The following is a 20,070-nucleotide window of genomic DNA, read 5'->3' as shown; positions in this document are numbered from 1 at the left end:
ATCTTATTATTAAAACACATATACCATGACTATCTTGCGAACAATGAGACACTTCTCGTCCATGAATATTGCGGCGAGTATTTTGCTATTTCTGACAGCGATTGCTGCTGCTATTATTGCCAACTCTCCAGTGGCTCCTGTCTATCAGGAATTCCTGTCGCATGAACTTCATTTCCGGATTGGCAATTTTAATCTGCTTTCTCATGGAGGTCAGAATCTGACAATGATCGAGTTTATTAACGACGGATTGATGACTGTCTTTTTTCTGTTGGTAGGATTGGAGATAAAACGTGAATTGTTGGTAGGAGAGCTGTCTTCTTTTCGGAAAGCGGCATTGCCGTTTATCGCTGCTTGTGGTGGTATGCTGTTTCCTGTTTTAGTCTATTCATTTGTTTGTGCGCCGGGTACTCCGGGTGGGCAGGGACTTGCTATTCCGATGGCTACGGATATTGCTTTCTCGTTGGGAGTACTGAGCCTGTTGGGAAAGCGCGTACCGTTGAGTCTGAAAATTTTTCTGACGGCTTTTGCCGTAGTCGATGATATTGGAGGTATTCTTGTTATTGCTGTTTTTTATAGCTCTCATGTGGCTTATGGATATTTGTTGGTAGCTATTTTACTTTTAATCTTACTTTATTTCGTCGGTAAACGGGCGGTTACCAATAAATTGTTTTTTCTGGTTATCGGTGTTGTTATCTGGTATCTGTTTTTACAATCGGGCATTCATAGTACGATTGCCGGGGTACTATTGGCTTTTGTAATACCTGCCAAACCTCAACTGCGTGTAGGCAGATATATCGAACGTATCCGGCGTATCATTAATACTTTTCCGGTTATGGGTGAGAATGATATTGTATTGACCAATGAGCAGATAGCACAGTTGAAAAGAGTGGAGTCGGCTTCCGATCGCGTGATCAGTCCTTTACAGTCTCTGGAAGATAATCTTCATGGAGTGGTTAATTATATCATTCTTCCTCTGTTCGCTTTTGTGAATGCAGGAGTGGTGTTCAGTGGTGGAGGAGAAGTGATAGGGGAAGTGAGCATTGCCGTAGCTTTAGGGTTATTGTGTGGTAAATTTCTGGGTATTTACTTCTTTACGTGGTTGGCAGTTAAAAGTAAGCTTACGCCTATGCCGCAAGGTATGGACTGGAAAAACATTGCCGGTGTTGCTTTGCTGGGTGGTATCGGTTTTACGGTATCTTTGTTTATTGCAAATCTGTCATTCGGTGTAACCCATCCGGTATTGCTGAATCAAGCTAAATTTGGTGTACTTTCCGGTACGGCTTTGGCAGGTATTTTGGGGTATATTGTGTTATATCTCGTATTACCGAAGAAAAGATAACCAAAGAATCTGTTTCTTTTCTGAAGAAAAGAGTAAGGCATCATCTTTTTTTGTAGTTTTGTCCACTTAAGCTAACAACTGATTATGATGGATGAATTTAATGATGTTCAGCAAGAACAATGTTTCGATTTCGGAGAGAAAAAGAATACTGCACGAAAAACTATAAAGAGAACTTTGCTTGTAATAGGGGTGACATTGGCAGTTTATATGGTATACTCTATAGTTCATTTATTTCTTTCCCCTGATCGTAATATTCAGCAGGTCTATTTAGTCCCGGAAGACGCTGCATTTATCATTCAATCGTCCGCTCCGGTCAAGGATTGGGAAAAGTTCAGTGGAAGTGAAACATGGCAATGCCTGAAGAAAGCGAAATCTTTTGAGGAAATAACGAAAAGTGTGGAGACATTGGATTCGATTGTTAAGGGCAACAAAGTATTGTTGTCACTTGTCGGTAAGCGGGATATGCTTATTTCAATTCATAAGACTCGTACTTCCGATTGGGATTTTCTGATTATTCTGGATATGCAGAAAGCATCCAAAATCGATTTGTTGAAAGATCAGATTGAGACAGTGCTGACGATGGCTGGCAATTCGGTCACTAACCGAAATTATAATGGTATTAATATTCTTGAAATGCGTGATCCGGATACGCGTGCTATTTTTTATACGGCTTTTGTTGACAATCATTTTGTGGCTTCTTATACATCCAAACTGGTAGAAGCAGCCATTGATTCGCGTGATAAACCCAAAATAGGGCTTGATCGTGCCTTTATCGAAGCCGAGAGGTTGGTTTCCGGCAAAGGTCTTGTCCGGGTGTTTATTAATTATGCACGTTTACCTCAGTTTATGGCTATCTATCTGGGGGCTAAAAACGAGTATATCGATATGTTCAGTAATTCCATGGATTTTGCCGGTCTTTATTTCAATACGGATAAAAAAAGGATGGAAGTGAAAGGTTATACATTACAAAAAGATACAGCCGATCCTTACGTTATTGCTTTGCTGAATTCGGGAAGGCATAAAATGAAAGCGCATGAGATTTTGTCTGGGCGGACAGCTTTTTATACTAATATCGGCTTTAATAATCCGATAACTTTTGTGAAAGAGTTGGAGAGTGCTCTTTCTACTCATGACAAACCGTTGTATGATTCTTATAAGAGTTCCCGGAAAAAGATCGAAGGATTGTTTGGCATCTCTCTGGAAGAGAACTTTCTGAGTTGGATGTCGGGAGAATTTGCCATTACGCAGTCCGAGCCGGGCTTGTTGGGGCATGAGCCCGAACTTATTTTGGCTATCGGTGCAAAAAGTATCAAGGATGCCCGTAAGAATATGGAATTCATTGAAAAGAAAGTTAAACGGCGTACTCCGGTTAAAGTCAAAACGGTTAATTATAAAGATTTCGAGATCAACTATATTGAAATGAAAGGTTTCTTCCGTTTGTTTTTCGGAGGATTGTTTGATAAGTTCGAGAAACCATATTATACATATGTAGATGATTATGTGGTTTTCAGTAATAAGGCTTCGTCTTTGCTTTCATTTGTAGAAGATTATGAACAGAAGAACTTATTGAAAAACACCTTAGGATTTAAAAATGCATTTTCATATTTGAATTCGAGTTCGACTCTCTTTTTGTATACGGATGTGCATAAGTTCTATTCTCTGCTGAAACCGATGATGAATACTGCCACATGGAATGAAATACGGGCCAATAAGGAGGTTTTGTATTCATTTCCTTATTGGACAATGCAGATTGTGGGTAATAAGGAGTCGGCTTCTTTGCAGTATGTGATGGATTATAGTCCATATGCTCCCGAAGAAACTATTGCTGCGATTGATACGGATGAAGAAGATGAGGAAATGGATGGGGATGTTGCTACGGAAAAAGAGCAAATGAGTGAACTGAAGCGTTTTTATGTCGAGAAGTTTGAAGGAAATGTTTTGCGGGAGTTTTATCCGGAAGGTGCACTGAAAAGTGAAGCAGAAGTAAAAGAAGGGAAACGTCATGGACGTTATCGCGAATATTATGAAAATGGAAAACTGAAACTTCGCGGGAAATATGCCAATAACTTACCTAAAGGTACATGGAAGTATTATACGGACGAGGGGGAGTTTGAACGCAAAGAGAAATATTAATTGTTATATTGGGTTTTGATATAGTTTTATTAAATAGAAAGCCTCTGATTGATCAGATGAAAATGTATGCTTATGTATTACTTATTTTTTTCTTAAGAAATAAAATTATGTCAGAATTTTATTTGTAATTTAGTTGTCGATAATCGTTTGTATAGTCTGATTAATCGGGATTGATATATAAATTTTTCTTTGAAATGTTGATATACAGTGAAATAGCTATTGTGTCGATGTTCCATGTTTTTTACACGATTAGCCATCGACATAATTGATGTTATAAAATGGTGTTGTTTATTGGGTAACTTGCTTATTATTAGATGTCTTTTTTTGAATATTTAATGTGTGGCTTAATTGTACCGTTGTGGAATTGAAACGTTGATCCGCTATTGTTTTTAGATATAGTCATACTCGTCTTAATTGTACCGTTATGGAATAATTTGAGATTATCCTTATGTGTAATCTTTTGCTATCTATGTTACTACTTTTTTATTTGTTAAAAAATACAAGAAGAAAACGCGCAATTATATTCTTTTATATCATTTAACATCAGATAATTAACCTAATTTCTATTTTTGAGACCCCAATTCGACAATTCATATTTAATTATTAACCTATATATTTTATATGACTATGCGAACTAATTATTTATTATTTTTAGTAATCATGTTGGGAATATTTCCCTTGAGTCACACACAAGCATCCGATTCTATTTCAAACAATGTAGTACTTTATTCTCCTTACACGAAAATCTCAGTATCGCCCGGAGAAAGTATTAACTACAGTATCGATTTAATAAATAATGGTAGTGAGATTTATAATGAGAATATCTCATTGAGTGGATTGCCGTCCAGTTGGAAATACGATATAAAATCCGGTAGTTGGAATATCAAACAATTAGCTGTACTGCCCAATGAAAAAAAGAATTTCAGTTTAACGGTGAATGTACCGCTAAAGATAAATCGAGGTAATTACAACTTTTTAGTATCAGCCGGCGAGGCGAAACTTCCACTTTCCATTATTGTAGCACAGCAAGGTACCTATCAGAGCGAATTTACAACAGATCAACCCAATATGCAAGGTAATTCCAAGGCAAATTTTACTTTTAGCACTACACTGAAAAATCAAACTGCAGATCAGCAACTTTATGCCTTGATGGCCGATGCTCCCAGAGGCTGGAATGTCATTTTTAAACCAAACTACAAGCAGGCTACTTCTGCACAGATTGAAGCTAATGCAAGTCAGAATATTACTATCGAAATTACTCCTGCTGCTAATACAGAAACCGGTACATATAAAATTCCTGTGCGGGCTGTAACTAAAAGTACTTCTGCCGAGTTGGCATTGGAAGTTGCCATTACAGGTACGTTTCAGATGGAATTGACTACACCGCAAGGATTATTGAGTTCGGACATTACGGCCGGAGATACCAAACGTATTGACTTGGAAATTGTAAATTCCGGTTCGTCTATGCTGAAAGATATTCAGTTGACATCGCGTAAGCCTTCTGATTGGGAGGTGTCTTTTGAGCCTTCTAAAGTTGAATCATTGAAAGCGGGGGCTATTGCCAACGTGACCGCTATTCTTAAAGCTTCATCGAAAGCTCTTCCCGGTGATTATGTGGTGACAATAGATGCCAAAACTCCTGAAGTAAATGCCAATGCACAATTTCGGATAGCGGTCAAAACTCCCTTGATATGGGGATGGATGGGGGCACTTGTCATCGTTGTTACTATTGGAGGCGTTTATTTTCTGTTCCGTAAATATGGGAGGAGGTAGATTATGGGTGAAGAAGTAATCGTACTCACTGATTTGACAAAAAAATATGGGAGCTTTACAGCAGTAGATCATATTTGCTTGTCGGTCGGGAAAGGAGAGATTTTCGGTTTGCTTGGCCCTAATGGAGCCGGAAAGTCGACTACGATTCTTATGATGCTCGGACTAACGGAACCTACTTCGGGCAGCGTCTCTATTTGTGGTATTGATGCAACGAAACGTCCCATAGAGGTAAAAAGAAAAATCGGATATTTGCCCGAAGATGTTGGTTTCTATGATGATATGACGGGTGTTGAAAATCTGGTCTATACGGCTGCCCTGAATGGAATGATACCGGAGAGAGCTCAGGCGAAAGCTAAAGAACTAATGGCTCGTGTAGGGTTGGGTGAACAAACGCAGAAGAAAACCGGGAAATACTCGCGTGGGATGAGGCAAAGATTGGGATTGGCTGATGTCTTAATTAAAGATCCGGAAATAATAATATTGGATGAGCCGACGTCGGGGATAGATCCTGCAGGGGTTCAGGAATTTATCTCTCTTATTAAACAATTAAGTCGTGAGGAAAAGTTGACTGTATTGTTTTCGTCTCATAATTTGGATCAGGTACAAAAGGTATGCGACAATGTCGGTTTATTTAATCGTGGGAAGCTTGTTGCATTCATCAACCTATCCGAATTGGAAAAGGAACATCGCGAATTAACAGATATTTATAATCAATACTTTATGGAAGGAGGATTACAAAATGAATAAAGTAAAACATCCGTTTTGGGTTATTGTCCATAAAGAGATTGCCGATCATGTACACAGTCTGCGTTTTATCATTCTGATAAGCATTATTGTATTGACTTGCATGGGGGCTTTGTATACGGCCCTTACCAATATCGGTGCAGCAATAAAGCCCGATGATCCGGATGGCTCGTTTCTTTTTTTGAAACTTTTTACGGTATCGGATGGAACGCTGCCTTCATTTGTTCTTTTTATTAATTTTTTAGGTCCCTTACTGGGGATAGCACTCGGTTTTGATGCTGTCAATTCCGAGCAGAGTAAGGGAACGCTCAGCCGTATGCTTGCACAGCCTATCCATCGCGATTGTATTATCAATGCAAAGTTTGTGGCAGCATTGATAATTATAGGTGCTTTATTGTTTGCACTCGGATTACTGGTGATGGGGTGTGGATTGATCGCTATTGGTATTCCTCCTACGCCGGAAGAGTTCTGGAGGATTATCCTTTTCATTATCACTGGTATTTTTTATGTGGCATTCTGGTTGAATATATCTATTTTGTTTTCTCTTTGCTTTCGTCAAGCTGCAACTTCCGCGTTGGCTTCGGTTGCTGTTTGGTTGTTTTTCAGCGTGTTTTATGCAATGATAGTCAATGTGGTGGCCAAGGCGTTGAGTCCATCTGGTATGGTGTCCGTATATCATCAGATCAGTTATCAGAAATTCATTTTGGGACTGATGCGGTTGGCGCCCAGTGAGTTGTTTAATGAAGCGACCACGACATTGCTGATGCCTTCTATCCGAAGTCTGGGACCGTTGACAATGGAGCAATTGCAGGGAGCCATTCCCAGTCCGTTACCTTTGGGAGAAAGTATAATGATTGTTTGGTCGCAATTGACGGGGTTGATAGCTGCCACTGTTGTTTGTTTTGCTATTTCTTATATTGTATTTATGAGGAGAGAAGTCCGTTCCAGATAGTATCTTAATATGGATACCCAGAATAAACAGAACTCCGAAAGTTGAATATGAAAACTTTCGGAGTTCTGTTTGTATATAGTGCGGGTATTTGCTTTGTTTATTCGTCCTCCCCGTCGTCAATCGGTAGAATTTTTTGGCTTTCTTCGTGAGGTAGTCGTTCCACTTGGCGGAGCTTTCTTTCAATAGCACGGGTGCGTTTTCCCATTACTTCTTCCAGTTGGTCTCCTGCGCTTTGGAGGTTCTTCTGCACTTTTTCGAGCAAGCCGCCAAATTTACTGAATTCGGTTTTTACCGCTCCCAAAACAGTCCATACTTCTCCCGTCCGTTTTTGGATGGCGAGTGTGCGGAAGCCCATTTGCAGGCTGTTGAGGATGGCACCTAAAGTGGTAGGACCGGTAATTACTATTTTATACTCTTTTTGCAGCATTTCTACCAGTGCTGTCCGGCGTATTACCTCCGCATAGATACTTTCGAACGGCAAAAACAGAATGGCAAAATCGGTGGTAAAAGGAGGATCGACGTATTTGTCATGAATATCTTTTGCCATTTTTTTGATGGTATTCTCCAATTGTTTTCCGGACGATTCGATCAGTACGGCATCTCCGGCTTCGAAAGCGTCGTAGTATTGTTCATATACATCTTTGGGGAATTTGGCGTCGATGGGCAGATATACAGTGCTGTTAGCATCGTCCTTACCCGGAAGTTTGATAGCAAACTCCACAAACTCTGTTCCGCTTTTCTTGGTTTTCACATTGGCATCATACTGTTCCGGGCTCATCATCTGTTCCAGCAATGCCCCTAACTGCACTTCGCCGAAAGTGCCCCGCATCTTCACATTGCTCAGTACTTTCTTTAATCCGCCTACATCCTGTGCCAGAGACTTCATTTCCCCCAGTCCCTTTTGCACATTTTCGAGTTGCGAACGGACTATCTCGAAAGATTGTCCGATGCGTTCGTTCAGCGTTTTTTGCAGCTTTTCTTCTACCATAAGCCGCATGTCGTCCAAACGCTTTTCGGTAGATTTCAGTAGCATTTCCTGTTGACGTGCCATTGCATCGAACTTCTGCCGTTGCAATTCGCCGTTAGTTATCATGTTTTTGTGCAATGCATCCTGTAATTGCTGCATACTTTGATTGATGGTTTGCATCATTTCCATGCGGAGCTCGCGGATGCTGCGGTTCAGTTCTTCGCGATTCTCCTGCATTTGCAGCCGCAAGGCGGTTTGTAATTGTTCGTTTTGTGCCTGCCCATTATTTCTGGTCAGTATCAGAATGATAAGACCGGCCAATAATAAGATGACAACTATGAGTAAAATCAACTCCATAAATCAATAGGTCAGAATTTCGTTTCCGGTTTCTGTTATCAAGATCATATTTTCCCATTGTGCCGATGGCAGTCCGTCATCGGTGCATATGGTCCAGCCGTCTTCATCGTCTACGAACACCTCGTATGTTCCCATATTTATCATAGGTTCTATGGTAAATGTCATTCCCGGAACAATCAGCATGCCTGTACCCCGACGGCCGAAATGTTCCACATCGGGTTCTTCATGAAACTGCATCCCGACTCCGTGTCCGCAAAGGTCGCGTACCACGCTATATCCGTTTTTTTCGGCATGTTCCTGGATGGCGGCACCTACGTCTCCCAACCGTGCCCAAGGTTGTGCAGTGGCGATACCTATTTCCATACATTCTTTGGTGACTTGTACCAGCCGACGCATTTCCGGACTGACTTCTCCAATCATAAACATGCGCGAAGCATCCGAAAAATATCCTTTGTATATGGTAGAAACATCTACATTTATGATGTCTCCACTTCGTAGAATTTCGTCTTTGCTCGGTATTCCGTGACACACTACATCGTTGATGCTTGTGCAAACACTCTTGGGAAAACCCTCATAATTGAGTGGAGCCGGAATGGCCCCGTGACTGGTAGTAAAATCATAAACCATGCGATCGATCTCTTCGGTGGACATCCCTTCGCGGATATTTTCGGATATGTAATCCAGCAAGGCGGTGTTGATTTTGGCGCTTTCGCGTATACCTTCCAACTGTTCCGGTGTACGGAGTACTTTTCTGGGAGGAAGTTTTAAGCCCTGTTTTCTATATTTCTGTATTTTATCTTCTATCTCGTCCGGGTAATTGGAAGGGGTGAACCGGAAGCCCTTGATAAACTTTTTCATTGTTTCTATAAATTTTGTCTTTCAATCTATAGCACAAAGGTAGAGAATAAATGTTAGTAATTGAAATGCAGACGTATCATTTATTTTTCACCGGATTGATTCTACCTAAATCGTATTATTGTGGAATTCGAGTAGATAGGAATTTTCCCGAAGTTGTCAATTTGATAAGTATAGGAAAAGTGTCCTTAGAACCGGAAAAATCTGCATAGTTTGAAGAAATATGTAATATGTAAGCTAAAGTATTGTATGTCAGTTATATATTAGATGTGTCGTATCGGTGGAAAAGTCGTTTTTTCTTCGTATAAAGAATTAATATTAATGTACTGTTAAAAGCGTATTCTTGTGGATAAAGAATGCATTCTTTAGTTTTAAAAAATATATTCTTTGTCTGACGGAAAATGGTATATGGAAAAAGCCGTTAACAATGTTAAAATAGAAATAGAGATCAATCAGGACCAAGCAAAAATAATAATGAGAAAACGGTGATAGACATCAAGGGATAAAATAGAAATACGCTTTTTTATGTTTAGCAACATTGTTGCTATATTATTTCATGAAATGTATCTTTATTTTGAAATAAAATCTTTCCTTTGCGTGGAAAATAAATGAAACAGAATTATGCGTATATATTTAAGAACCACTCCGAATGATGTTATTGTTCCTTTCGATTATCAGCAGAAGATAGTCGGTACGATACATAAATGGCTTGGTAATAATGAGATACATGATAAAATCTCTTTGTATTCTTTTTCTTGGCTTTTAGGTGGAAATATGATTGTGGATAAAGGTTATAACTTTTCAAAAGGTGCCACTCTTTTTATCAGCTTTTATGAGAACAAATATCTCAAGGTGTTGATAGATACAATTTTGTCGGACCCTAAGATGTTCTGTGGGCTTTCGGTGAAAGAGGTTACGTTCGAACGGGAACCGGCGTTTACGGAAGAACCTGCTTTTTTCAGGCTCGCTACCCCGATTTTTATTAAACGGTTGATAGAAGAAAATGGAAAGAAGGAGCAGAAATTCTATTTTTATGATGATCGGGAGAGCAATGACCTGATAACGGAAACACTGAAACATAAAATGCGGGAAGCCGGATTACCCGATGATGATACTTTAAAAGTGGAATTTGACTTAAGCTATATGAATAAGAAAAAGAAATTGGTGACGATACACGGTATAAAGAATAAAGCCAGTATGTGTCCGGTGATTATTCATGGCCGTCCGGAAAGTAAACTGTTTGCATGGACAGTAGGATTGGGTAATGGAACAGGTATATCTTTGGGAGCTGTTATATAATTCCTATTGTTATAATATTGTAGAAGCTTACTTGTAGCGACAAGTGGTGAAGCCTTGGTTCTTCGGGACCGAGGCTTTCTTTTTACATACTCTTTGATTGTTCATTTCTTCTTTGTATGTTTGCGGTATTAAAAATAAACAGTATGTTTGATTTATCTAAAATATATGTAGGTGGTTCTTTCTATTTTAGTTCTGGTGATAATTTAAAAACTAAATGTAAAGAGGCTAAAGTACCTAATGATTGTTGTGGTGTTTACATTGTGTATGCTTGTTGTGAAAATGAAGAGAGTATTGTTTATATAGGGAGTTCTGGACATATGAAGGATGGCAGACTGGTACATCGTCAGGGTGGTTTGGAAAGAAGAATTTACGGAAAACAACAGAAGGTTTCAAGAGGTATATTGTGGCCTAAGAAGATGCGTGAATTATCTATTAATAAACTTAGGATATGCTGGTATAACACAGGAGACGATAACCCATTGATTGTTGAATATTGCTTGATTTTGGAGTATCTTGTTCGTAATAAAAGACTCCCTGCTTGGAATAATGAACTAAAATTGGACAGTCGGCTAAAGAATGACCTTGAGATATTCATAAAGGATAATAATATAGAATTTCTAAAGATAGCATCAACTCAATAAAATCAATATTTTTTCGCCTCGACTTCCGTTGGGGGGGTACTATATTATTTGCTGGATCAGTATTGATTAGTATTTTTATACTGGTTTTAATCATTAATATTAACCTTCCATTTGGAAAGTCTGGTATTATAGAATGCTTCTGTGACGGATTTAGAGTATCCTATTGTACATATGAAAATGGACGCTTGTCAATGGGATACTCCAAAATCATGGGGAGGAGGAGTTTTTAAGGATAAAAGAACCATTAAGATAAAGTATGATGCGACTACAGGAGATGGAGATAAGATAGTAGTTACTCCTATTGGATATGGTGGTGTCTTGGGAAATTCAAAAACAATAAAGATTAAAAGAGAAATACCTCCTTCATCTCCTTTTGATGGTATTATAAAGAATGTAACAATAACATCTAATAAGACCTATGAACATTCTAATATAAGTGTTGAGAATGTGACAATTAAAAATGGAGCAAATGTAGTGATGAACGGTTATAAATCAGTTCGAATAATTCCTAGCTTTACAGCAGAATTGGGTAGTACTGTGAAGATATATAATGGAATTGAAACTACTTTCTGCCGCATGTGATGGCCATGACGGTTCTCGTATTAATTGTACCGTTATGGAATTGAAATATCTTAATTTATTCTAATCCGTTTTAATTTGTTCGTTTTCAGTAGTGTATCAACTATATTATTATATGAAATTGAATCATGTGAACCGTAATTTTGTTGGAACAGAGTGTTGTATGTTAATAGCACTACCATGAAATGAGATTTTATAGATATTAAATGAAAGGGTGATCTACATCACATTGTGAGCGCTTTAAATACCGGTTCTGCCTTTTGTATTTCTGATTCAAATCCAAACCAGTATCCTGCTTGTCCTTCTTGATTGGCGGGCAGGAAACATAAGCGTAATGTCTCTTTGTACTTGCCATAAATGGTTATCCACGTTTCGGGAGGGATTTGTCGTTTCGTTTTTACTTTTTCTGCCGGAAGTTTCTTTAGTGACATGCCCGCTTCTATCCAAGCAATGCTGACCTGTGTCTGATAGGCCGGATAATTTTGCTTACAGAATTCATACAAAATCAATCCTCTTTTTTCCAAGCTCAGTGGTTGGTCTATCAAGCCGATTTGCATAAGGTGATCCAGAAAATGATGCAAGAAATGTTCGTTTTCCAACATCAGTGTCCGAGTGATGTTTTGCCAGGTAGGAGTATTATAAAAGCCATCCAGTAAGCGCGAGAGCACACGGGCTGTTTGTAATTCGTCTACACTGATTTCTCTTGTTTGTAGGACTTCGTAGGGAGGAAGAGGAGCATATTGAATGCCGAGTTCTTCGGCTCTTCGCCGCATTTCCGTTCCGGGAAGCAATTTCAATGATTCCAGTTGAATCTCTCCTGCACCGTATTCAGCCAGAGTATGTATGTCTTCGAAAATTTCAGAAAGATGATATAGAGGCAATCCGGCAATGAGATCGGCATGAGTCTCCATATTGTGCAAAGAACATAGATATTTCAATCCGTCTAAAGCATCGGATAAGCGTCCCATTCTACGGCTCTGTTCCAGTACTGGTTCGCGCAAACTTTGGATACCGGCTTCCAAGTGTAGCAAACCTTTAGGAAGTCCGGCCAGTTCTTTTTTCAATTCTTCGGAAAGTAAAGCGGGATGTATTTCCAGATGAAAACAAATATCCGGTGAAAACTCAAGAAACAGGTTTAGTAGTTCTTTGGCCCGCTTGTTGTTGTAGTTGAACGTACGGTCGAGTACACGGACATTCTTTATTCCATGTCGGTGAATTTCCACCAAGCGTTCACGGATTGTTTCTATCGGAAGCGTTCGTACCGGCTTCTCTCCACCGCTTACACAGAAAGCGCAAGTATTGAAACATCCTCGTGTGGTCTCTAATTGTACGAATGGTTTGCTCCAGTTAAAGAAACTGCTCTTTTCCGGCGGGATGAGATGAGCAAAGTTCATTACACGGGCAATACCGTTGTCGTGATACAGATTTTTCTTGTCGAGGTAGCATAGTCCAGTGACTGTATCCCATTGTTCCGGTTGATCTTGATATTGCAACCATTGGGGAAATACTTCTTCACCTTCTCCCCGGAATACACAATCGACGAAAGGTTTTTTACGCAGAAAGTCTTCATTGTCTCCTAAAAATTCCGGACCTCCCAGAACGATGCGGCAATAAGGTAGCAATGCTTTGGCTCTTGAGAGAATGTGTAACAGTTGCTCATGATTGAATAACCAGTTGGTTGCTGCTATAATATCCGGATGGTGATGATAGATACTGTTTGTCACCATTCCTACGTTTTCATTGATGGTAGCTGAAACGATTTCCCATTCAAAGGAGTCGTTGGTAGCCATCTGTGCATGTAGTGCCGGTAGCGCCAATGAAGAGTGAGCATAAGAACTGTTTAAGTCGAGCCAAAGAATTTTCATGTAAAAAGTTTAACGTTTATGGCTGCAAAGATAAGAAAAAGCAAGCTTTATTTACATACAGTAGATTAAAAACGCTATATTTGTCGATGTATTATTAACAAAAAAGTATAAGAATATGAAAAGATTAAACTGTACAAGATTGGCATTGTTATTATTGATATTAGTGCTTGGCTTAGGAGCTTGCGGTGACGATATTTATTACACGGACGATTATTTGCGTAACAGCGATGAAAAGTTATGTAATAAAATATGGACGGAAAAGTATGAAACTGATAATGATACGGAGTACTGTGTGCATCAATTGGAATTTACTCCAGACAGAAGTGGACAGGAAAGATTTGAATATTATCGGTTGGGGGAGTCGCTTCCTGCGCGTACTCTGACTTATACTCTTAGTTGGGAATGGATAGATCAGGAAATGGAAGGGATTAAGCTTAACTATGGTGCAGGCAAAGTACATTATTTTGAGAATGTTTGGGTGCGCCAGAATTATCTTTCCGGTAAATTGGATGGAGTTGAGGTGACATTTAGAAAGGAATAGGAAAAGAATATGAAAGTATTGAATCACATAAAACTGTTACTGGTATTGACGGTGGCTATTTTGAGTTTCTCATCTTGTGAACAAGATGACGAATCAATTTATTACTATATTATAGATCGTACTTGTGTGGGCGATCTGGGATTTACAGATGGATTTTATCCTTTGGAGAGTGGTGTCACTTTTAAAGGAGACGATTATGCCGTCGATAGGCAATATTATTACCCGGAAAATTATGGTGGACGTGAGTTTAGTACACTAACTCTTACGTGGTGGATAGACATGGGAACTTTGTATCTGGATTATGGGCGGGATTATCCTATGTTGGAAATAAGAGGTGTATATGTCAATGGTCGATTTTTGAACGGAGAACTTTATGCCAATGGCGTTTATGAATTTAGTGTCTCTTTGGAAATGGATAGTTAAAATTGTATTTTGGATACGAATACACCAAAAGATATTCTACAATATATATAATGCCCCGTAGCACATATTGCTACGGGGCATTATATATATTGGTATTTTCTTTACCCCTTAACATCTTATTTTTTCAGAAACAGTTTCTTGAATGCCGGCGGATATGTAGTTTCGAATTCCATCAATTCGTTGGTCACCGGATGATAGAAGCAGAGTTTGAATGCATGAAGGGCAAGGCGTCCGATAGGATTCGGAGTGTTTTCTCCGCCGTATCTACCGTCACCAATGATAGGATGTCCTAAGTCTTGCATGTGTACACGAATCTGATTCTTGCGTCCTGTTTCCAGATCCAATTCCATCAATGAATATCCGTTAGCACGTTTGATTGTGTGATAATGAGTGATTGATTTCGAACCGCCGTCATCATATTTGCTGGAGCTTACGTAGAGTGTACGATCGGTCAACCAAGAGGTTACCGTTCCATGATCTTTTTCCATTTCGCCGGCAACTACTGCTACGTAGCGACGGTCTGTCACGATATCATGCCAATATTCACGTAAGGTATGCTGTGTCTTTTCATCTTTGGCAAACATCATCAATCCCGAAGTGTCCCTGTCCAGACGATGTACGATATATATACGGTGGTGCTTTCCTGAACGTTGCACATACTCGTTGAGAATGGTATATGCCGTACGTTCTTTCTGTCTTTCCGTATTGACGGACAATAGTCCTTCCATTTTCTCCACCACGATGATATAGGCATCCTCGTAGACGATCTTTAGCAAACGGTTACTGAATTCTTTCCGGCCTTTGTCCTTGCTGATTTCTATTTTCATGCCCGGTTGCAACGGAAAATTGAATTGTGTGGTGATGACCTTATCAACGTATACGATACGTTTACTCAACAATGATTTCAACTTTGTACGGCTGGCATCCGGCATTTTGCTGGCAAGGAACTCCATCAGTTCCATAGGCTCTTTCACCGTATATCCCGTATATTGTGCTTTGGCTTTTTCGGCTGCACTTCTTTTTGGTTTTTTCTCTTTAGCCATATTTTCTCTTTTATCTGAGTTCGAGTAAAACGACATTCTCAACATGGTGTGTATGTGGGAACATATCGACTGGTTGTACTGCTTTTACTTTGTATTTCACGTCCAGCAACTGTAAGTCACGCGCTTGTGTGGCCGGATTACAACTGACATATACAATTCGTTTTGGTTCGGCAAAAAGGATAACATCTACTACATCTTGATGCATTCCGGCACGTGGAGGGTCAGTAATGATAACATCCGGACGACCATATTCATTGATGAATTCTTGGGTCAGCATGTCTTTCATGTCTCCGGCAAAGAATAGGGTATTGTCTATTCCATTGATTTCGGCATTCACTTTGGCGTCTTCTATGGCTTCGGGTACATACTCGATACCGATCACTTGGCGAGCTTGGCGGGACACGAAGTTGGCAATGGTTCCCGTACCCGTATAAAGGTCGTACACCAATTCGTTTCCTGTCAGTCCGGCAAAATCACGGGCTATCTTATACAGATTGTATGCTTGTTCGGAGTTGGTCTGGTAGAATGATTTCGGACCGACTTTGAAGCGCAATCCTTCCATTTCTTCGAAAATGTGGTCATTACCTTTAAAAACGTAGACATCCAGATCATTGATGGTGTCATTGCATTTATTATTAATAATATATAGCAGAGAAGTAATTTCCGGGAATGTGTCTGCCACGTATTGCAGCAGTTGCTTAAAGAGCGTCATTTCACTGTCTTCTACGATCTTGCAGATAATAATAACCATTAGCTCACCCGTAGAAGAGGTACGGATAATCATATTGCGAAGCATGCCTTCTTGCGAGCGCAGATTGATGAAAGAGTAGTTGTGCTCGTAAGCATAATCACGTACCGCATTACGGATACGGTTGGATATATCATTCTGTAACCAGCATTTCTCAATAGCCAGCACCTTGTCGAATGCTCCGGGAATGTGGAATCCTACAGCATTCATCTGGTCGTATTTCACTTCTTGTTTTACTTCTTCGTATGTGAGCCAGCGTTTGTCCGAGAAGGTAAATTCCAATTTATTCCGATAGAATTCGGTTTTGGCGGAACCCAATATCGGAGAAATTTCCGGCAGTTCGATTTTTCCGATTCTTCTCAGGTTATCTTCCACTTGTTTCTGCTTGTATTTGATTTGTTCTGCATAGGGAAGCACTTGCCACTTACAACCACCGCATATGCCATAGTGCTGGCAGAAAGGAACGGCACGTGTTGAAGAATATTCGTGGAAATTCACAGCTTCTGCTTCGGCATATTTGTTCTTTTTGCGTTTGATTTGCAGATCTACCACATCACCCGGTACTACATAAGGAACAAAAATCACCAGGTCGTTTACTTTTGCTATGGCTTTTCCTTCGGCAGCCACATCCGTAATTGTTACCTTCTCTAATAAGGGAAGTTCTTTTTTCTTTCTTGCCACTTTTACACCAATCTAATAAATTATTTCGCAAAAATAGGTATTTTTTCGGGATTTCTCTCTATCAGATGAAATAATAAAGATTGCAATGTCGAAATTGCATTTTAATAGAAACTTTTTTCATGAAAAGTTTTCTGGTTTGTGAAATATACTTAGATTTGCGAACAGAAAAAATCACAATTAGATAACTTTAAATGCATATTATGGACAAAAAAAGAGTTTATACCTTTGGAAATGGCCAGGCGGAAGGCAAGGCTGGTATGAGAAATCTATTGGGTGGTAAAGGTGCCAATCTTGCAGAAATGAATCTTATCGGGGTTCCTGTTCCTCCCGGATTTACAATCACAACAGACGTTTGTACCGAATATTATGAATTGGGACAAGATAAAGTCGTAGCTCTCCTAAAAGACGAAGTAGAAAAAGCCATTGCAAATGTAGAAGTACTGATGAAGTCGAAATTCGGCGATATCGAAAATCCTCTGCTCGTTTCGGTCCGTTCCGGAGCGCGTGCTTCTATGCCGGGTATGATGGATACTATTTTGAATTTGGGCTTAAATGATGAGGTGGTGGAAGGATTGACCCGCAAAACCGGTAATGCCCGTTTTGCATGGGACTCTTATCGTCGTTTCGTACAAATGTATGGCGATGTGGTATTGGGCATGAAACCTGTGAATAAGGAGGATGTCGATCCGTTTGAAGCTATCATTGAAGAGGTGAAACATGCTAAAGGTGTGAAATTGGACAATCAGCTTGAAGTAGAAGACCTCAAGGAACTGGTGAAGCGCTTTAAGGCTGCTGTAAAAGAACAGACAGGAAAAGATTTTCCGACATGTGCCTATGAACAACTTTGGGGAGCTATTTGTGCCGTATTTAATTCATGGATGAACGAACGTGCCATTCTTTATCGTAAAATGGAAGGTATTCCTGATGAATGGGGGACTGCCGTTTCTGTACAGGCAATGGTATTTGGTAATATGGGCGATACTTCTGCTACCGGTGTTTGCTTCTCACGCGATGCTGCTACGGGTGAAGACCTGTTCAATGGCGAATATCTGATTAATGCACAGGGCGAAGATGTGGTGGCCGGTATCCGTACTCCGCAACAGATTACTAAAATAGGGTCTCAGCGTTGGGCTGTATTGGCCGGTGTGACAGAAGAAGTACGCGCCGCTCAATTTCCTTCTATGGAAGAGGCTATGCCCGAAATCTACAAACAACTGGATGCATTACAGACTAAACTTGAAAATCATTACCGCGACATGCAGGATATGGAGTTTACTGTACAGGAAGGTAAATTGTGGTTCCTGCAAACCCGTAACGGCAAACGTACCGGTGCGGCTATGGTGAAAATTGCCATGGATTTGCTCCATCAGGGAATGATTGACGAAAAGACCGCTCTAATGCGTGTTGAACCCAATAAGCTGGATGAGCTTCTTCACCCGGTATTCGATAAAAATGCTTTGAAACAGGCGAAAGTGCTGACTCGCGGACTTCCCGCTTCTCCGGGTGCTGCAACCGGACAGATTGTATTCTTTGCTGATGATGCTGCCGAATGGGCTGCCGGAGGTAAGAAAGTAGTAATGGTACGTGTGGAGACTTCTCCCGAAGACCTTGCCGGTATGGCTGTTGCACAGGGTATCTTGACTGCTCGCGGTGGTATGACTTCTCACGCTGCCGTAGTAGCACGTGGTATGGGTAAATGTTGTGTTTCCGGTGCCGGTGCTTTGAATATCGATTATAAGGCACGCACGGTAGAAGTAGACGGTGTTCTGTTAAAAGAAGGCGATTATATCTCGTTGAACGGTAGTACGGGTGAAGTTTATCAAGGTAAAGTAGAAACGAAAGCTGCCGAGCTTTCCGGTGATTTTGCCGAATTGATGGCTTTGGCCGATAAATATACGAAACTTCAGGTACGTACTAATGCCGATACTCCGCATGATGCAAAAGTAGCCCGTGATTTTGGTGCTGTGGGAATCGGTCTTTGTCGTACGGAACATATGTTCTTCGAAGGTGAGAAGATTAAAGCAATGCGTGAGATGATTCTGGCTGAGAACGCGGATGGACGTCGTAAAGCGTTGGCTAAAATTCTTCCGTACCAGCAAGCGGATTTTAAAGGAATCTTTAAGGCAATGGCTGGTTGTCCGGTGACTGTTCGTCTGCTCGATCCTCCTTTGCACGAGTTCGTTCCGCACGATTTGAAAGGACAACAGGAAATGGCAGATACAATGGGGGTAAGCTTGCAATATATCCAACAGCGTGTAGAATCGCTTTGCGAACATAATCCGATGTTGGGTCACCGCGGTTGTCGTTTGGGTAATACTTATCCGGAAATCACTCAGATGCAGACTCGTGCCATTCTTGGTGCTGCTCTCGAATTAAAGAAAGAAGGTGTCGAGACACATCCGGAAATCATGGTACCGTTGACCGGTATCCTTTATGAATTCAAGCAGCAGGAAGACGTGATTCGTGCTGAGGCTGAAAAACTCTTTGCAGAGGTTGGTGATCGTATTGATTATAAGGTAGGTACGATGATTGAGATTCCACGTGCTGCTTTGACAGCCGATCGCATTGCTTCTTCAGCCGAGTTCTTCTCATTTGGTACGAATGACTTAACACAGATGACATTCGGTTATTCTCGTGATGATATTGCTTCTTTCCTTCCGGTTTATCTGGAAAAGAAGATTCTGAAAGTAGACCCATTCCAAGTGCTCGACCAAAACGGTGTAGGCCAGTTGGTTCGTATGGCTACGGAAAAGGGGCGTGCGGTTCGTCCGGATTTGAAATGTGGTATTTGCGGTGAACATGGTGGTGAACCTTCATCTGTGAAGTTCTGCCATAGAGTAGGATTGAACTATGTAAGTTGTTCTCCATTCCGTGTACCCATTGCGAGACTTGCAGCGGCACAGGCCGCATTGGAAGATTGATAATTATCGTTTATAATTATATCTTGGAGAGGGAAGCCATTAAAAACGGCTTCCCTTTTTTATTTATCTATTTCGAAGTTTTATAAAAAACTAACTAAAATATTGTTTAGTCAAAACTCTTGTTATATCTTTGCGCCCCGAAATAAATAGACACATGAACTTGCCTATTTTATGTTTAACCTAAAATCCGCAAGCAATCTCAATGGCAA

The 20,070-nt window shown here is 40.3% G+C and carries 16 protein-coding genes; 11 read left to right on the top strand and 5 right to left on the bottom strand.

Annotated features, from left to right (window positions below; all coding sequences use genetic code 11):
- The first annotated feature begins 25 nt into the window (after window positions 1–25).
- From nhaA to QVP90_RS01920, 5 genes are all read left to right on the top strand, one after another.
- Window positions 26–1,339, top strand: coding sequence for a Na+/H+ antiporter NhaA (gene nhaA, locus QVP90_RS01940; protein WP_021935531.1), 1,314 nt, complete (start codon window positions 26–28; stop codon window positions 1,337–1,339).
- Window positions 1,340–1,426: 87 nt separating this feature from the next.
- Complete coding sequence (locus QVP90_RS01935) at window positions 1,427–3,472, top strand: DUF3352 domain-containing protein (RefSeq protein ID WP_021935530.1); 2,046 nt, start codon at window positions 1,427–1,429, stop codon at window positions 3,470–3,472.
- Between the two features lie 621 nt (window positions 3,473–4,093).
- Window positions 4,094–5,245 carry a COG1470 family protein gene (locus tag QVP90_RS01930; RefSeq protein WP_005931430.1) on the top strand — a complete coding sequence of 384 codons (1,152 nt, stop codon included), beginning with the start codon at window positions 4,094–4,096 and terminating at the stop codon, window positions 5,243–5,245.
- Between the two features lie 3 nt (window positions 5,246–5,248).
- Complete coding sequence (locus QVP90_RS01925) at window positions 5,249–5,992, top strand: ABC transporter ATP-binding protein (protein WP_021935529.1); 744 nt, start codon at window positions 5,249–5,251, stop codon at window positions 5,990–5,992.
- Window positions 5,985–6,941: an ABC transporter permease gene (locus QVP90_RS01920; protein WP_021935528.1), complete on the top strand. Its 957-nt coding sequence runs from the start codon at window positions 5,985–5,987 to the stop codon at window positions 6,939–6,941. The genes QVP90_RS01925 and QVP90_RS01920 overlap by 8 nt, the downstream gene beginning before the upstream one ends.
- Before the next feature lie 97 nt (window positions 6,942–7,038).
- On the opposite strand, the gene QVP90_RS01915 is transcribed toward QVP90_RS01920, so the two are convergent.
- Window positions 7,039–8,265, bottom strand: a complete 1,227-nt coding sequence (locus QVP90_RS01915; RefSeq protein WP_021935527.1) for a DNA recombination protein RmuC — start codon at window positions 8,263–8,265, stop codon at window positions 7,039–7,041.
- A 3-nt stretch (window positions 8,266–8,268) separates the two neighbouring features.
- On the bottom strand, window positions 8,269–9,123 hold the full coding sequence (gene map / locus QVP90_RS01910) for a type I methionyl aminopeptidase (protein WP_005931437.1): 855 nt from the start codon (window positions 9,121–9,123) through the stop codon (window positions 8,269–8,271).
- Between the two features lie 618 nt (window positions 9,124–9,741).
- Here map and cas6 point away from each other — a divergent pair.
- The 3 genes from cas6 (at window position 9,742) to QVP90_RS01895 (ending at window position 11,642) form a co-directional block, all read left to right on the top strand.
- Complete coding sequence (cas6, locus tag QVP90_RS01905) at window positions 9,742–10,419, top strand: CRISPR-associated endoribonuclease Cas6 (RefSeq protein WP_021935525.1); 678 nt, start codon at window positions 9,742–9,744, stop codon at window positions 10,417–10,419.
- Between the two features lie 143 nt (window positions 10,420–10,562).
- Window positions 10,563–11,060: a hypothetical protein gene (locus tag QVP90_RS01900; protein WP_021935524.1), complete on the top strand. Its 498-nt coding sequence runs from the start codon at window positions 10,563–10,565 to the stop codon at window positions 11,058–11,060.
- A 171-nt stretch (window positions 11,061–11,231) separates the two neighbouring features.
- On the top strand, window positions 11,232–11,642 hold the full coding sequence (locus QVP90_RS01895; protein ID WP_130059538.1) for a hypothetical protein: 411 nt from the start codon (window positions 11,232–11,234) through the stop codon (window positions 11,640–11,642).
- Window positions 11,643–11,863: 221 nt separating this feature from the next.
- Here QVP90_RS01895 and QVP90_RS01890 read toward each other — a convergent pair whose 3' ends face one another.
- Window positions 11,864–13,504: a B12-binding domain-containing radical SAM protein gene (locus QVP90_RS01890; protein ID WP_021935522.1), complete on the bottom strand. Its 1,641-nt coding sequence runs from the start codon at window positions 13,502–13,504 to the stop codon at window positions 11,864–11,866.
- A gap of 115 nt (window positions 13,505–13,619) precedes the next feature.
- Here QVP90_RS01890 and QVP90_RS01885 point away from each other — a divergent pair, with 115 nt between their 5' ends.
- Both QVP90_RS01885 and QVP90_RS01880 read left to right on the top strand, forming a co-directional pair.
- Window positions 13,620–14,045: a hypothetical protein gene (locus tag QVP90_RS01885; RefSeq protein ID WP_005931469.1), complete on the top strand. Its 426-nt coding sequence runs from the start codon at window positions 13,620–13,622 to the stop codon at window positions 14,043–14,045.
- 9 nt (window positions 14,046–14,054) lie between these two features.
- Window positions 14,055–14,468 carry a hypothetical protein gene (locus tag QVP90_RS01880; protein WP_021935521.1) on the top strand — a complete coding sequence of 138 codons (414 nt, stop codon included), beginning with the start codon at window positions 14,055–14,057 and terminating at the stop codon, window positions 14,466–14,468.
- A 116-nt stretch (window positions 14,469–14,584) separates the two neighbouring features.
- Here QVP90_RS01880 and QVP90_RS01875 read toward each other — a convergent pair whose 3' ends face one another.
- Together QVP90_RS01875 and rlmD are read right to left on the bottom strand one after the other, a co-directional pair.
- On the bottom strand, window positions 14,585–15,511 hold the full coding sequence (locus tag QVP90_RS01875; RefSeq protein ID WP_021935520.1) for an RluA family pseudouridine synthase: 927 nt from the start codon (window positions 15,509–15,511) through the stop codon (window positions 14,585–14,587).
- Window positions 15,512–15,521: 10 nt separating this feature from the next.
- Window positions 15,522–16,940 carry a 23S rRNA (uracil(1939)-C(5))-methyltransferase RlmD gene (gene rlmD, locus QVP90_RS01870; protein ID WP_025819149.1) on the bottom strand — a complete coding sequence of 473 codons (1,419 nt, stop codon included), beginning with the start codon at window positions 16,938–16,940 and terminating at the stop codon, window positions 15,522–15,524.
- Window positions 16,941–17,140: 200 nt separating this feature from the next.
- Between rlmD and ppdK the strand changes: the two genes are divergently transcribed.
- A complete protein-coding gene (gene ppdK, locus QVP90_RS01865) occupies window positions 17,141–19,861 on the top strand; it encodes a pyruvate, phosphate dikinase (protein WP_005931483.1) in 2,721 nt (906 codons plus the stop codon).
- Window positions 19,862–20,070: the final 209 nt, after the last annotated feature.

The organism is Bacteroides sp. CAG:189 (assembly GCF_000432295.1).
Lineage (GTDB): Bacteria > Bacteroidota > Bacteroidia > Bacteroidales > Bacteroidaceae > Bacteroides > Bacteroides salyersiae.
This window is presented reverse-complemented; position numbering and strand designations above follow the sequence as displayed.